This is a genomic window from Actinoplanes sp. NPDC026670 (assembly GCF_040638175.1).
Classification (GTDB): Bacteria; Actinomycetota; Actinomycetes; order Mycobacteriales; family Micromonosporaceae; genus Actinoplanes.
The window spans coordinates 217,684-231,785 of record NZ_JBEZXU010000002.1; the positions used below are offsets into that span (position 1 = coordinate 217,684).

11 protein-coding genes are annotated in these 14,102 nt (G+C 72.8%); 7 read left to right on the forward strand and 4 right to left on the reverse strand.

What is annotated here, in order from left to right:
* Window positions 1–37 precede the first annotated feature (37 nt).
* Window positions 38–1,669, forward strand: a complete 1,632-nt coding sequence (locus AB0E94_RS02750; RefSeq protein ID WP_360321461.1) for a methyl-accepting chemotaxis protein — start codon at window positions 38–40, stop codon at window positions 1,667–1,669.
* Window positions 1,670–1,712: 43 nt separating this feature from the next.
* Here AB0E94_RS02750 and AB0E94_RS02755 read toward each other — a convergent pair whose 3' ends face one another.
* Window positions 1,713–2,798 (reverse strand): DUF6745 domain-containing protein, encoded by a 1,086-nt coding sequence (locus AB0E94_RS02755; protein ID WP_360321464.1) that lies wholly within the window; start codon window positions 2,796–2,798, stop codon window positions 1,713–1,715.
* A 77-nt stretch (window positions 2,799–2,875) separates the two neighbouring features.
* Between AB0E94_RS02755 and AB0E94_RS02760 the strand changes: the two genes are divergently transcribed.
* Both AB0E94_RS02760 and AB0E94_RS02765 read left to right on the forward strand, forming a co-directional pair.
* On the forward strand, window positions 2,876–4,339 hold the full coding sequence (locus AB0E94_RS02760) for a CHAT domain-containing protein (RefSeq protein ID WP_360321467.1): 1,464 nt from the start codon (window positions 2,876–2,878) through the stop codon (window positions 4,337–4,339).
* 17 nt (window positions 4,340–4,356) lie between these two features.
* Entirely contained in the window at window positions 4,357–4,818 is a 462-nt protein-coding gene (locus tag AB0E94_RS02765) for a hypothetical protein (RefSeq protein ID WP_360321470.1), read from the forward strand.
* Here AB0E94_RS02765 and AB0E94_RS02770 read toward each other — a convergent pair.
* Window positions 4,808–6,814: a 2Fe-2S iron-sulfur cluster-binding protein gene (locus AB0E94_RS02770; protein WP_360321473.1), complete on the reverse strand. Its 2,007-nt coding sequence runs from the start codon at window positions 6,812–6,814 to the stop codon at window positions 4,808–4,810. The two genes, AB0E94_RS02765 and AB0E94_RS02770, sit on opposite strands and share 11 nt — an antisense overlap.
* Before the next feature lie 67 nt (window positions 6,815–6,881).
* Here AB0E94_RS02770 and AB0E94_RS02775 point away from each other — a divergent pair, with 67 nt between their 5' ends.
* Both AB0E94_RS02775 and AB0E94_RS02780 read left to right on the forward strand, forming a co-directional pair.
* Window positions 6,882–7,499, forward strand: coding sequence for a TetR/AcrR family transcriptional regulator (locus tag AB0E94_RS02775; RefSeq protein WP_360321476.1), 618 nt, complete (start codon window positions 6,882–6,884; stop codon window positions 7,497–7,499).
* 111 nt (window positions 7,500–7,610) lie between these two features.
* Window positions 7,611–8,297, forward strand: a complete 687-nt coding sequence (locus tag AB0E94_RS02780; RefSeq protein ID WP_360321479.1) for a CBS domain-containing protein — start codon at window positions 7,611–7,613, stop codon at window positions 8,295–8,297.
* A gap of 48 nt (window positions 8,298–8,345) precedes the next feature.
* On the opposite strand, the gene AB0E94_RS02785 is transcribed toward AB0E94_RS02780, so the two are convergent.
* Both AB0E94_RS02785 and AB0E94_RS02790 read right to left on the reverse strand, forming a co-directional pair.
* Window positions 8,346–9,167, reverse strand: coding sequence for a universal stress protein (locus AB0E94_RS02785; RefSeq protein WP_360321482.1), 822 nt, complete (start codon window positions 9,165–9,167; stop codon window positions 8,346–8,348).
* 188 nt (window positions 9,168–9,355) lie between these two features.
* Window positions 9,356–9,829, reverse strand: a complete 474-nt coding sequence (locus AB0E94_RS02790; RefSeq protein ID WP_360321485.1) for an Lrp/AsnC family transcriptional regulator — start codon at window positions 9,827–9,829, stop codon at window positions 9,356–9,358.
* A 60-nt stretch (window positions 9,830–9,889) separates the two neighbouring features.
* Between AB0E94_RS02790 and AB0E94_RS02795 the strand changes: the two genes are divergently transcribed.
* Window positions 9,890–10,963: a Glu/Leu/Phe/Val dehydrogenase dimerization domain-containing protein gene (locus AB0E94_RS02795; RefSeq protein ID WP_360321488.1), complete on the forward strand. Its 1,074-nt coding sequence runs from the start codon at window positions 9,890–9,892 to the stop codon at window positions 10,961–10,963.
* A 154-nt stretch (window positions 10,964–11,117) separates the two neighbouring features.
* Window positions 11,118–13,997 carry a LuxR C-terminal-related transcriptional regulator gene (locus AB0E94_RS02800; RefSeq protein ID WP_360321491.1) on the forward strand — a complete coding sequence of 960 codons (2,880 nt, stop codon included), beginning with the start codon at window positions 11,118–11,120 and terminating at the stop codon, window positions 13,995–13,997.
* The last annotated feature ends 105 nt before the right edge of the window (window positions 13,998–14,102 follow it).

The following is a 14,102-nucleotide window of genomic DNA, read 5'->3' on the forward strand; positions in this document are numbered from 1 at the left end:
GCGATCCTGCGCGGCCGCCAGTCGGGAAGCAGGTGTGATGGAGCCGAGGTCGACGGGTGAGCCCACGAGCGGGTTCGAATCGAGGGGCTGGCTGGGGGACCGGAGGGTCGGCACGAAGATCCTCTCGGCGGTGCTCGCCGTCGCCGTCGTCGGTGTGGGCGTCTCGTCGTACGCGGTGACGAAGATGGCGGAGATCAACCGGGGCACCGACGAGGTGTACTCCGGCACTCTCCAGCTGGAGACCATCGCTGAGATGCGCAACGCCTTCAACCGCGTCCGCATCGACTCGCTCAACCACTTCATCACCGACGACCCCGCGGTCCAGGCCGACGCCGAGAAGGCGATCAAGACCGACCTGGCGGCGCTTGCCGAGGCCGAGGACCGGTTCAAGGCGTACGAGCTCGACGCGGAACGGATCGACGCGCTCGCCGAGTACGACGAGGCGTGGTCGCAGTACGTCACCCTGCTCGACGGGACGCTGCTGCCGCTGAGCCGGGACGGCCGGGACGCCCAGGTCGCGAAGGTCCGCAAGGAGCAGATCGATCCGCTGGTGGCCACCGCCCGGCACGACATGGACGTGCTGTCGGAACGGACGATCGCCCACGCCCGCGAGGTGCAGACGGCCGAGAAATCCGCCTACGCCACCGCCCGCAACCTGGTCATCTCCCTGATCGTCGCCGGCATGGTGATCGGGGTCCTCGCCGCCCTGGGCATCGCCCGGCTCATCACCCGGCCACTCGCGCGCTGCGTGAAGGTGCTGACCGCGGTCCACGACGGCGACCTGACCGTCCGCACCGGCCTGGGCGGCAAGGACGAGGTCGGTGTGCTGGCCCGGGTCCTGGACGAGTCCACCGACTCGATGGCCCGCATGGTGCGGCAGGTCGCCGACAACGCCCGGCACGTCGCCACCGCCTCCGAGGAGCTGTCCTCGGTGTCGATGCAGATGTCGTCGGCCGCCGAGGAGACCTCCGCGCAGGCGGGCGTCGTGTCCGGCGCCGCGGACATCGTGTCGCAGAACGTCCAGACCGTCGCCGCCGGCGCCGACGAGATGGGCGAGGCGATCCGGGAGATCGCGACCAGCGCCACCCAGGCGGCGGAGGTGTCGAACCAGGCGGCGCAGACCGCCGAGCGCACCAACGGCATCGTGGCGAAACTCGGCCGGTCCTCGGCCGAGATCAGCAGCGTGGTCCAGACGATCACCAGCATCGCCGAGCAGACCAACCTGCTTGCCCTCAACGCCACTATCGAGGCGGCCCGCGCCGGGGAGATGGGCAAGGGCTTCGCCGTCGTCGCCTCCGAGGTCAAGGACCTCGCCCAGGAGACCTCACGGGCCACCGACGACATCACCCAGCGGATCGGCTCCATCCAGGAGGAGACCGCGCAGGCGGTGCTCGCGATCGGGGACATCACCGAGGTCATCGCCCGGATCAACGACTACGCGGCGACCATCGCGGCCGCCGTCGAGGAGCAGACGGCCACCACCAACGAGATGGCCCGCAACGTCTCCGAGGCATCGTCCAGCGCCGGCGACATCGCCTCCAACATCGCCGGCGTGGCCCAGTCGGCCGGCTCCGCGGCGAGCGGGGCGACCGAAACCCAGTCGACCGCGCAGGAGCTGGCCCGGATGGCCGAGGAACTGCACCAGACGATCGCCGTCTACAAGGTGTGACCGATGACAGTGCGGCCGGGCCGGGTGGCCCGGCCGCACTGTTTCACCCGGCTTCGGAACGGATCTCCGGGTCGACCGCACCGTGGCTGGCGTGGAACCGGAACCCGTCGGACCACTCGGCGGCCGGCTCGTCCAGGCTGTGCAGCCGCCAGACGGCCGGCCGGCCGGGAGCGGCCGAGCCGGCGTGTTCCACCCGGAGGGTCACCGGAGGTTCGGTGATCACGACGAATCCGGTGTGCGGCCACCACCAGCCGGACCAGGTGCCCGGCGCGTCGTCGGCCCAGTGGGTGAAACGACCCACCACATACCGCCCCGGCCCGCGCGGATCCGACCAGTCGACAGCTCGCTCGACGGCCCGGTCGACCTGGACGAAGTCGTCTCGGTCACGCGTTTCCGGCAGTGCACGCGCCAGCCGCCGGTGCACCGGATCGCGGAAACGCAGCGGACCCGGCGGATAGATCAGCCACAGGCGCACGATGCCGCCGATCGTGCCGGCCACGATGACCGGCCCCATGATCCATCCGAGCCGGAGCGTGATCCACGCCGTGGTCGGCGGGCCGGATCCGTCGGAGCTCAGCGCCTCTCCGGCCACCACCCCGATCAGTGCCAGCGGGATCGCATACAGGCACGTGAAGAGCCCGGAGAACAGACCGATGACGGGGGCGAAGACGACGTGCGTGACGGTGCCGATCTGGTGCCAGTCGTTCTTGTCCCCGGCCCAGACCAGTACCGGCGTGACGAGCAGGCCACCGACGGCCCCGCCGATCCAGACCCCGGGCTCGGGATCCGGCGGGCCGGGCTGGTAGATGACGGCCGTCTCACCCGTCAGCAGCAGCAACAGCAACAGCGTCAAGCCGCCGCAGAACGCTGCCAGGGACAGCCCGACATGGAAGACCCCGATCCACACCGGGCGGGCGGCCCGCAACACATACCCGGCCACTCCGGTGAACCGGTCACGTCGCCGGGCGTGCCGGCGGGCCAGCTCCGCGGTGATCACGCGACCCTGCCGTGGCGACGCCGCCCAGACCACGTTGCCGTGCCAGCGCAGACCGGCCGCCTCGTAACGGCGGCGGATGCCGTCCACCAGGCGTGCACGCTCGGCTGGCTGCGTTTCGGTCGTCTGCGCCACGGGGCACCCCCTCCGGCCTGAGTCCATAGTGGCAGGACGGCGCCCGTGCCATAGTTGCCGTTGTCTGGAGGGTGCGAATGGACATCGCCGACAGGGCGCTCACCCGGAGGTTCATGACCGTCGTCGCGATGGCCGGCGGATTCGCCGACGCGCAGGGGCTGCTCGCGTTCATCGACCACAACCGTGAGGTCCTGGACCTGGGCGTGGCCGCCGTCGCCCGGGCCGTCCAGCGTGGCGAGATGCACCTCGGCGACGCGTTCGCCCTGCTCGACTGCGTCAAAGGGCTGTCGGCACGCCACCTGATGTTCGAGTCGCAGACCGGCCACAGCGGCTCCACGGCCGACGCCCGGATCGCCGTGACCCACCGTTCGGCCGTCGAGAGCTATCTGAACGAGCGGCCCCGGCCGACCGCGGCCGTCTCCTTCCACCTGGTCTCCGGCGAGCAGCTGCTGATGATCTCGGCGGCCAACTATCCGATGGGCGGCCAGCCGGGCGACGGCCGCGTCGAGTACCGCTGCGCCGTGATCAACCGCATCGACGACGGCCTGCTGGAGTCGGTGGCCGCCTTCAGCCGGTCGGTCGACCGCGGCGCGCCCGACCTCGCCCTGCTGAGCAAGCCGCTCGCCGAACTCGGGTACGCGGTCGGGGCGCTGCTCGGCGGGCAGCCGGTGCACGAGGTCATCTTCGTGCCGCACAAGGCCCTGCACGCGCTGCCACTGCACGCCCTGGTCCTGCACGAGGCGAGCGGCCTGTACCTGCACGACGTCGTCAACTCGATCCGGTTCTGCTCGTCGCTGTTCGACGCGCTCACCTCCGGCACCTGGGTGGCGCCACCCGGCCACCCGCAGACCGGGCCACGGCTGGTGTCCGTGATGGAGCGGGACTCGCCGCTGCCGGGGGTCGAGCTCTACCGCAAGATGCTCGACGCCCTCCGGCTCCAGCTCGGCGGACAGATCCGGATCGACGATCTGCACCGTCTCGGCGACCTGCCCGGCGGCTTCCAGACCGGCGACACCTGGGTCAACTGGCACGGGCACGGCCGTTCCAGCCCGAACGCGTGGGGCGCCAGCTACCTGACGCTCGGCGACGATGTCGTGTCCGGGCGCACGATCGCCACCACCTGGCGACTGCCGGGCCGGCCGCACGTCGTGCTGGCCTCCTGCCAGAGCGCGGTGGACGGGGCGCTGACGCCGGTGGTCGACGAGTACTGCGGGCTCGATGTCGCGTTCCGGATCGCCGGGGCGCGATCGGTGGCCGCGTCGATGTGGGATCTGGGTGATCCGGTGGCGACCTTCACCGCCGTACGCCTGACCTCGTCTTTCCTTCAGGCGGGGAAGCCGCCGGCGCACTCGCTGACGGCGTTGCAGCGCGCGTTCCGCAATTGTTCGTGGAAGGCCGCGCTGTTGCGTCCCGAGCAGCTGGCGGCGCTCCCCGCCGAACAGGCCGAGCTCCTGCGCGAGTACCAGGCGCCCTTCGAGCGGCTGCCCGGCGACGCTTTCGCCGACCCCCGCCGCTGGGCCACCATGCGAGCACACGGATGACCCTCAGGGAGGATCAGTTGGCACAGCCGGACCCCGACGAATGGTTCGAGATCGACCGGAGACCATCGTGGCCCGACTATCTCCCACCCGCGGTCGAGATCGGCAAGTGGACCTCGGGGGTCCTCGCCTCGGGCGTGCTGGGCAATGCGTCGTACGACGGGCTGAAAGCCCTGACGCGCTGGCTGCGCGGGCGGAACAGGTCAGGCCCGGTCGACTCGTCGGAGGTCGACATGCAGGCGGCGCTGGAGGCGCTGGCGAAGGTCAGCGCCCGTCAGCGGGCCGTGGAGCTGGGCTTCGCCGCGTCTCTCCCGGATCTGCGGGTGACGTCCACCGTCGGCGGCTCCGAGTCGACCACGGCCGTCGTCACCGGCCCGGCCTTCCGGGCCGAGGTGCGCCTGCCGCATCACGATCTCACCGCGGAGTCGATCGAGGTGACCATCCGCGGGATCGCCCCACCGTCAGCGGAGCTCACCGTCTGATGTCGAGCCGTACCGCCGAGAGCGGGCAGCTCACACAGGCCAGCACGGTCCCGTCCGGTTCGGTCTGCGTGACGTCGCCGCTGGTCAGGTGGACCGTGCAGGAGCCACAGCCACCGACCGTGCAGGAGTACGGCAGGGGCAGCCCGGCGGCGAGCCCCGCGTCCAGCAGCGTCTGCCCGGGCGCCACCACGGCCGTCCCGACGAGACGCCCGTTCTCGGTCACGGTCATCTCCTGCGGCTCGGTCGTCACGGTGTCCGGGCCGCTGACGAAACGTTCGCTGTGCACCTGCCGGGCGGGGACGCCCAGCCCGGTCAGGACGGCCCGGACGGTGCCGGTCAGCGCCTCGGGCCCGCAGACGTAGTAGTGGGCCGCCGGGTCCGGCGCCGATCCGGTGACCCAGCGGCGGATGCCGTCGGCGTCGAGGCGGCCGTCCCGGCGCGACGACACGTGGGTGACCGACAGCCGGTCCGGGTGTTCGGCGGCGAGCCGGTCCAGGTCGGCCCCGAAGATGATCTCGGTCTCGTCGCGGCTGCTGTAGAGCAGGGCGATCCGGCCGCGGTCCGGGCCGGCGAGCCGGGTCCGGATCATGCTCATCATCGGGGTGATCCCACTGCCTGCCGCGACCAGCACGATCTCGGCCGAGGCCGGCGGATGGAAGGTGCCGGACGGGCCGCGCAGGGCCAGCCGGTCGCCGGCCCGCAGCCTCCGGTGCACGTGCGTGGAGAACCGTCCGCCGTCGACGAGTTTGACGGTGACCTCCAGCCGGTCGGCGCCGGGCGCCGAAGAGGCGGAGTAGGCACGGCGCACCGGACGGCCGTCCACCTCGGTGACGACGGTGAAGAACTGGCCGGGCCGGAAATCGAACGGCTGACCGTCGGCCAGCACCACGGTGACCGCGGTCGGCGTCTCCCGGCGGACCTCGGCGACCCGGACCTCGCGCAGCACGCCGTCGGCGTACCCCTCCTTACGCAGCCCGGAACGGTAGGCACGGTTCATCACCCGGCGCAGCAGCCGGCCCAGTCCCGGGATCGCCCGGACCGCGGTCAGCACGAACCGGGGCGCGGTGTTGGCCGCGAGATGTTCGCCGGCCAGCATCATCAGGTCCGGCGCCTCACCCGGCCGGACGTGCCCGGCGGGCGACCACAGCCGGGCGCCGGCCACCGCCGGGCCGGTGGCCAGTTCGGCGTGTTCGACGTCGATGAGCAGCGCCGCGTGCGGTGGCGAGCCGCGCAGCGCCAGCGTCTCCAGCCGTGCCGGGTCGGTGGTGACGGCGCCCCGGCCACGCAGGTGCAGCACGTCGGTGCGGCCCGGCACCAGCGCGGCCAGCGCGAGCCGGTCGTCGCTCATCAGGTTGTGCAGCGCGTCAGCGCGCTTGTTGCCCCGGCGGTCGGCGATGAGCAGCGTCCGGCCGTCGACGACCCGGGCCACCGCGCCCTGATCGCCGCGCGGGCTGGTGTCGCTGCCGCCCCGGCCGTCCCAGGTGGACAGCGCCAGGAACGGGGCGGCGGCGAGGAAGGCGGCCACCCCGGGGCGGGCCAGCGGACCGTCGCCGGTGACCCCGTCGACCGGGCCGGCCGGCGCCGGAGGCTGCCACAGGCGGGACCGCAGGACGGCCTGCGCGCAGTGCACGAACGCCTCCTCGACACCGAGGACGCCGTCGGCGGTGATGGTGCCGTTCACCCGCAGGACCTCGCCGACCCCGGGGAGCAGGAAGAACAGCGAAGCCGGCCCGAGCGCCGCCGGCGGCGCGGAGAACGTGAGCCGGGTGGGCGACAGCATCCGCGCGAACCCGGGCCGCCCGCCGACGAACGTGGTGACGATGGTCCCGCCGGCGTCGCGGTAGCCGAACGCGGCCACCGGGCTGCGCGCGAGCACCGCCCGGCAGCCCTCGTCGAGCGCGCTGATCTGTTTCCGCAGCACCGGCGCGGGGGCCCGGCCGATCAGTGCCTCGACCTCGTCGACGGTGGTCAGTGACTTCGCGTTTTCCCAGTTCACCCTACTATTGTGAGTAATAGCTCAGCTATTCTGCTACTCGCTTTCCACCGCCTGAGGAGGCACCGGGATGCCATCGGCCGACCGCCGTCTTCAACCACGTCGCAAGCCGCTTCAGGTCCGCGCGGAGCTGACCCGCGAGCGGATCCTGACCGCGGCTGCTCACGTTTTCGCCGAACACGGATACGCCGCCGGCACCACCAACCGCATCGCCGAACGGGCCCGCATCTCGATCGGCTCGCTGTACCAGTACTTCCCGAACAAGGACGCGATCCTGGCCCAGCTGCTGATCCGGCACATCGACCGCGGCACCTGGACCGGGGCCGACCGGCTCTCCCTCGCCCCGGGCACGCTGCGGGAAACAGTCCAGGCCCTGGTCCGCGACGCGATCGACAGCCACAGCGAGGATCCGCAGCTGCTGCGCATCATGATCGAGGAGGCGCCACTGTCCCAGGACCTCCTCGACGCCATCGAACGGCACGGCGCGGTGCGTACCGCCCAGATCCGCGACCTGCTCACCAGACATCCGGACGTCCGCGTCGGCGACGTCGGCACCGCAGCCGACCTGATCCTGTTCACCATCGAGATGAACACCCACAAGCTGATGGCCGCGCCCGGCTCGGTGCCGGTCGAGACCTTCGCCACCGAACTGGCCGACATGGTGACCCGCTACCTGCGCGGCGACTGATCCCGTCCGGCTTGTCCGTCCGGACCTGCCGATGGTCCCGGGCAGGCGGGTCGTTGTGGCCTGCCGGGGCGGACCGGTCCGCGCCTAGCGTCGGTGGCGGAGGGATCGAAGATGAGGATCTGGCATGTCAGTGACGTGATGACCAGCGATGTCGTCACGGTCGGCCCGGCGGCGCCCTACCGGGAGGTGGTCGCCCTGCTGGCGGCCTACCGGATCAACGCGGTGCCGGTGGTCGACGCCGACCGGCGCGTCCTGGGGGTGGTGTCCGAGTCGGACCTGCTCCGCAAGGTCGAATACGCCGGGTCGGACCGCCCGCAGTGGTTCGAGATCCGAGGGCGGGCCGCGCGGCGCAAGGCAGGCGCCCTGACCGCAGGAGAGCTGATGACCGCGCCGGCCGAGGTGGTGCTGGCCACGACCGGCATCCGCACGGCGGCCCGCCGGATGGACGAGGCACACGTCAAGCAGCTCCCGGTGGAGGACCTGCTGGGCCGCCTGATCGGCATCGTGAGCCGCAGCGACCTGCTCAAGGAACACCTGCGCCACGACGACGACATCCTCGTCGACGTGCACGCCGCGGTCCACGAGGCCACCCTCACCGAACGTGACGGGAGTGTCAGCGCGACAGTCGAACGCGGCCAGGTCACCCTGACCGGACGGGTCGAGCGCTGGTCCACCGCGATCCTGGCCGAACGCCTGGTCCGGCTGGTCGCCGGCGTGGTCTTCGTGGACTCCCGGATCGCCTTCGACGTCGACGACCACGACCTGGCCGACCCGGCCCCCGCCTACTTCGTGGCGTGACGACAGCCCGCGTTCGGGCCTCCGAACCGGAGGCCCGAACTTTGCGAATCAGGTCAACCCCGCCAGCTCCGCGACCCGCCGCATCGGCGCGGTCCGCGGGGCGCGGACCACGACCACCGGGCCGCGGGCATGATGCAGCAGCGTCTGGGTCACCGAGCCGAGCAATCCGTGGTACGGCAACTCGCCCCGTGCCCCCACGACGACCAGCGACGCGTCCCGGGAACGACGGCGAAGCACCGCGACCGGGTCGCCGGACACGACATCCAGCCGGGCGACGACCCCGCAGGCGTACGCGCGGGAGGCGATCACGTCCGCCAGCGCCCGCAGCCGGTGGGTCGACTCGCCGGCGTGGACGACGTGCAGGTCCACGCCCTGGGCGGCGGCCGCCGCGAACGCGTGCTCCAGCACCGGCGCCGCGCTGGCCGGCCCGCTGATCCCGGCCAGCACCGGCCCCACCGGCGCGGCCTCGCCCCGGACCACCTGCACGGCGCCGTAGGCGCGGGCCGCCACCTGCACGGCGGTGGCCTCACGGGGCAGGCAGACGTGCCCGTCGAGGCTGCCGTCGCCGATGACGGTGAGGGCCGCCCGGCGGGACAGCCGCAGCAGCCCGGTGACCGGATCCCCCTCGATCAGCTCGACCGTCGTCCACAGGCCCGGTGCGGTGGCGAGCGCGATGTCGCGGGCCTCCCGCAGCAGGCCGCCCGCGGAACGGGCCTGGTCGATCACGCCGTGCCGGTAGCGCAGCGCGTGCACCAGCCGCAGCGGAAGCCCGCGTGTGCCGGCTTCCCGGGCGGCCGTCTCGACCGCACGCAGGCTGGCCGCTGATCCACTCACACCGGCGACCACCGGTGTCACTGTCGGGGCGCTCATGGCCGTACCTCCGAAGCTGTCCGGTTTGTCCAACCGTCAGGCTATTGCCGCCGAGGTGGCCGGAACAGGGCCGAACGACCCGCCGCCCCCGCAGGCGGTCACTCCAGGCGGACCGCGCCGACGCGCCGACGCTTGCGGAAGCCGGGGCACTACAGGCGGATCGGTGCCGGGGTGGCGGAAGCCGCAGGTCACTCCAGGCGGGGCAGGGTCTGGTTGCGGGCGTGCCGGAAGATCGTCGAGGTACGGAAGCTGATCACCTCGCGTCGCCGGCTCAGCTTGTTGACCAGGAAGAAGTGCAGGTCCTCGATGCTGCCGACGCCCACGTGCAGCAGGAAGTCGTCGCCGCCGGCGAGCACGTAGACGGCCATCACCTCGGGCATGGCCAGGGCCTCCCGTTCGAACGTGTCGATCACGTCGGCGCTGAGCGGGCGCACCTGCGCCGACACCAGCGCCTGCACCCGCCGGCCGAGCGCGGACAGGCTGATCTCGGCCCGGAAGCCGGTGATCACGCCGCGCTGCTCCAGCCGCCGGATCCGTTCCGAACACGTCGACGCCGCAGCGCCGACGATCTGGGCCAGGTCACGCAGCGGGATGCGGGCGTCCCGCTGGAGTTCGTCCACGATTTGCTCGTCGAGCCGATCCATGTTCGCAGTTTCAGCCATTCGCCGAACATATCCCGGCGCCGGTTGTTCCGGTCCGCGCATCCGTCCAGCATCGTGCTCATGGACCGAACGGAACTAGCTCATGAGGAAGTCCGCACCGCCCGCGGCACGCGCACCGGCGTGCCGGTCGTGGTGGCCGTGCACTCGACCGCGCGAGGACCGGCGATCGGTGGTGTGCGGATCAAGCCGTACCCGTCCTGGCGCGACGGCCTCGACGACGTGCTGCGCCTGTCCGAGGCGATGACCATGAAGTGCGCGCTGGCCGGCCTGGCCCACGGCGGAGGCAAGACGGTGGCGGTGCTGCCGGCCGGCGGATGGGATCCGCGGCGGCGTACCGAGCTGATCACTGACATCGCCGAGGTGATCGACGGGTTCGGCGGCCGCTACCGCTGCGGCCCGGACATCGGCTCGACACCCGAGGACATGTCGCTGATCCACCGGCTGGCCCACGGGAACGCCTTCTGCCGGCCCGAATCCGAGGGCGGCAGCGGCAACTCGTCGGCGGCCACCGCTCGCGGAGTGCTCGCCGCCCTGCGTGCCGGGCTGCGCCACCGGCACGGCGACGACCGGGTCGCCGGCCGCCGGATCGGAGTGATCGGGTTCGGTCACGTGGGCCGGCTCGTGGCCGGGGAACTGGCCGGCGCGGGCGCCACCGTGCTCGTCACCGACGTGGACACCGCGCTCGCCGGCCCGGCCGAACGCGCCGGGGCCCGATGGACGACCGCCGACCTGCTCACCGAAGAACTCGACGTGCTGGTCCCGGCGGCCACCGGCGGCCTGCTGACCGAGCGGGCGGCCCGCAACTGCCGGGCGGAACTGATCGTCGGCCCGGCCAACAACCAGCTCGCCGACGACAGCGTGGACCGGGTGCTGCACGATCGGGGGATCACCTGGGTGCCGGACGTGCTGGCGTCGATCGGCGGCATCGTCCACGCCGTCTCCCGCGAGGAGGCCGGCCTGGACGAGACCGCCGCCAACGCCCGCGTCGACCGGATCGGCGAACGGACCACGGACCTGCTCGACCTCGCCGCCGACCGCCGGATCACCCCGCTGACCGCTGCCTACCGGATGGCCGGACCCACGCCGGCTCCCACGCCACCGGCCGGTCCCCGTCCAGCTTCAGTGCCTCGATAGGCGGCGCCACCGGACACGGCTACCCGTCCAGCTTCAGTGCTTCGATAGGCCGGCTCCACCGGATACGGATATCGGACAGCGATTCCACCGGGCAGACGCGCGTAGAGTCGCCGGTGACAATGGACACCTCACGCGCGGGCGGCGGTGGTCGGGCGTGACGGTTGTAGTCGGGGTGGACGGCTCCGGGCGTACCCATCGGCTCCGCATGCTCGCCGCAGCCGCGACCGGACCGGTCGTCTGGTTCACCGCGCCGCCCGTCTCCGACGGGCATCTGATCCTGGTCGACGACGCCCACCGGCTCGATCCGTCGGCCCTGAAGATCCTGGCCGCGGCCGCCCGTGCAGGCGCCCCGATGGCCGTCGCCCGCCGCCCCACGATCACCGGGCCGGAACTGGCCGACCTCGACGAAGCCGCGGCCGCCGACGGTGTCGAACTCCTCGCCCCGCTGGATGCCGACGGCGTGGCCCGGCTGGTCGCCACGGTGACCGGGCGGCCGGTGTCGCCGGAGGTCGCCGCGGCGGTGTTCGAAGCCTCGGCGGGGCTTCCGGCGCTCGTGGTGGCGCTCGCGGGCGCGGGGGCGGGCGTTCCGGCGGCGTTGGTGGCCCGGGTTCAGCGCCGGTTCGCGGTCCTGGACCCGGCGGCCGCCTCGGCCGCCCGGATCCTCGCGCTGCGACTCGACCTCACCGACCACCTGATCGCCACCGCCTGCGGCATCGAAGCCCCGGACCTGGCCCGGATCATCCGAACCCTCCGTGACGAAGGCCTGCTCGCACCCGCCCCAGCGGCGACCCGCGGCCGCGACCCTGATCCGGGCGTTCCGGCACCGCCTGACCCGGGCGTTCGGGCGCGGCCTGGCTCGGGTGTTCCGGCGCCGCCTGGTTCGGGTGTTCCGGCGCGGCCTGGTTCGGGCGTTCCGGCACCGCCGGGCGGGGAGCGGATGATTCCGGCGGTCGCCGAGGCGATCATGGCGGAGCTGCCGGGCGCGGAACGGCGGCGGATCCATGACGCGGTAGCCGGCGCGATGATCACCGCCGGCACTGATCCGGTCGCGGCGGCCGGCCAGCTGCGGGCAGCCCGGGCGATGACACCCACCGCGGCCGCCGTCTATCGAGAGGCTGCGGAGCGGTTGCGGTTCACCGATCCCACCATCGCCCTCGGCTGGTACGAGGACGCGGCCGACGCCGGAGCCGACCCGTCGAGCCTGGCCCCGGGACGAGCCGAGGCCGGTCTGCTACTGGGCCTGCCGGTCGATCTCGACGATCTGACCCCGGCCGAGTCGTTCCCGCCCGCGGCAGCAGGCCGATTGTCGCTGGTCGCCGGCGCTGTGGCAGCCCACGACGGCCGTGCCGCCCGTGCCGCCGAACTGCTGCTCGCGGCCCCCGCCCCGGGCCCGGCGCTGGCGGTCCCATTCCTGATCGGAATCGGCCAGCCCCACCTCTCGCCCCAGATCTGGCCCGGCCCCTCCCGCGATCTTGTGGAGTTCCGGCACACCGTTCTCGCGGAACTCCACAAGATCGAGACGCCGGCCGCAGTTCTCGACGCCGACGGCGCTCTTGAGGACGCGTCGGCCAATCCGCCGATCGGGGAGGGCGTGTGGGAGGGCCCAGCGATCGGGGAGGGCGTGTCGGAGGGCCCAGCGATTGCGGAGGGCGTGTCGGCGGGTCCGGCGGTTGCCGGAGGTTCGGCGGTAGGCGGGGAACGGGCGGTGGCGGCGGGACAGTCGGCTGGGCGTGGGCGTGGGCGTGAGCGTGAGCGTGAGCGGGTGCCGGTTGCCTTTGCGCTGTTCGCTGAGGGGGTGGCTGCCGCGGGGAAGCCTGAGGTCGCGTTGCCGCTGATCATCGAGGCGGCGGAGGCGGTGGAGCGTAGTTCGGCGCAGGTTGTCCTGCCGGATACGCCGCATGCGATCGGGGCCGTCGTGGCGGTCGCCGCAGGGGATGTCGGGTCGGCGGAGCACCTGCTGGACCGGGCCCGGACCGCCGACGTCGGGGGGCCGGTCGCTGAGGTGCGGCATCGGCTTCTGCTGGCCTGGGCGCGGATGCGGGCCGGCCGGCACGAGACCGCGCTGGAGGAGTTGCGCCGTCCGGGTGGGGAGATGAGCGGGCGGGACCGGCTGCTGCGGGCCGCCATCGCCGCTGGGATCGCCCGGCGGCGCGGGGACATCGCCGGGCTCCGGGACGCCTGGGCCGGTGTCGAACCACTGCTCGCACGCCGGGCCGTCGACCTGTGGCAGCTGGAGGCGGTCGAAGAGCTCGCGGTGGCCGCCGCCCGCCTGCGCCGGCTGCACCGGGTCACCCCGATTCTCGAACTGCTCGATCAGGCCGTCGCCGGGCTGGGCCGGCCGCCGGCCTGGCAGATCGCCCTCGACTGGATCCACCTCCAGACCGCAGTTGCCGCCGATGACCCGACAGCCGCCGCCGAGGCTGCCGCCCGGCTGGCCGACGCCGCCACCTCAGCCGGACTTCCCCTGGGCGGCCGATCCTCCGCGATGACCGGGGGTGAGGAGACGGTGATGGGGGAGGCTGCAGCGGCTGGGGGCGAGGAGATGGTGATGGGGGAGGCTGCGGCGGCTGGGGGAGCGGCGCCGGTCCGGGCGGGTGGTGGCGCTGTCCGGCCGCGGGCGTTGGCCGTTGCCGGTCAGCGGTGGGCCGAAGTGCTCGGCGGAGTGGTCGACATCGAGGCGGTGATCGCAGCCACCGAGGATCTGCAGGCGGCGGAACTGCCCTGGGAGGCATCCAGGCTGGCCGGGCAGGCGGCTATCCGTACCGCTGACGGGGTTGCCGCCCGCCGCCTGCTGGAACGTGCCCGCGAACTCTCCGAACCGGAGCCCGAAGGACCCGGCGGCGGCGGGCTCTCCGAGCGGGAGGTGACCGTGGCGCGGCTGGTGCTCGCCGGGAGCACGCACCGGGAGATCGGCGCTCAGCTCTACATCTCGCCGAAGACCGTCGAGCATCATGTGGCCCGGATCCGGGCGAAGGTCGGCGCGAACACCCGGGCCGAGCTCCTGGCCGTGCTCCGGGAGCTGCTGGAGGCCTGAGCGGCCCACCGGGAACGCCGTTCGGCTGGTCTCTGAGTTGGATCTCGGACACGAGACTGTGGATCCCCTAGCGCACCCCCTATACCACGGGGGACACCCCGATGC

Excerpts from the sequence above, each read along its gene's own strand:
- AB0E94_RS02760 (WP_360321467.1), top strand. The coding sequence starts at position 2,876 with ATGGACATCGCCGACAGGGCGCTCACCCGGAGGTTCATGACCGTCGTC.
- AB0E94_RS02795 (WP_360321488.1), top strand. The coding sequence starts at position 9,890 with ATGGACCGAACGGAACTAGCTCATGAGGAAGTCCGCACCGCCCGCGGC.
- AB0E94_RS02780 (WP_360321479.1), top strand. The coding sequence starts at position 7,611 with ATGAGGATCTGGCATGTCAGTGACGTGATGACCAGCGATGTCGTCACG.
- AB0E94_RS02775 (WP_360321476.1), top strand. The coding sequence starts at position 6,882 with ATGCCATCGGCCGACCGCCGTCTTCAACCACGTCGCAAGCCGCTTCAG.
- AB0E94_RS02790 (WP_360321485.1), bottom strand. The coding sequence starts at position 9,829 with ATGGCTGAAACTGCGAACATGGATCGGCTCGACGAGCAAATCGTGGAC.
- AB0E94_RS02750 (WP_360321461.1), top strand. The coding sequence starts at position 38 with ATGGAGCCGAGGTCGACGGGTGAGCCCACGAGCGGGTTCGAATCGAGG.
- AB0E94_RS02785 (WP_360321482.1), bottom strand. The coding sequence starts at position 9,167 with ATGAGCGCCCCGACAGTGACACCGGTGGTCGCCGGTGTGAGTGGATCA.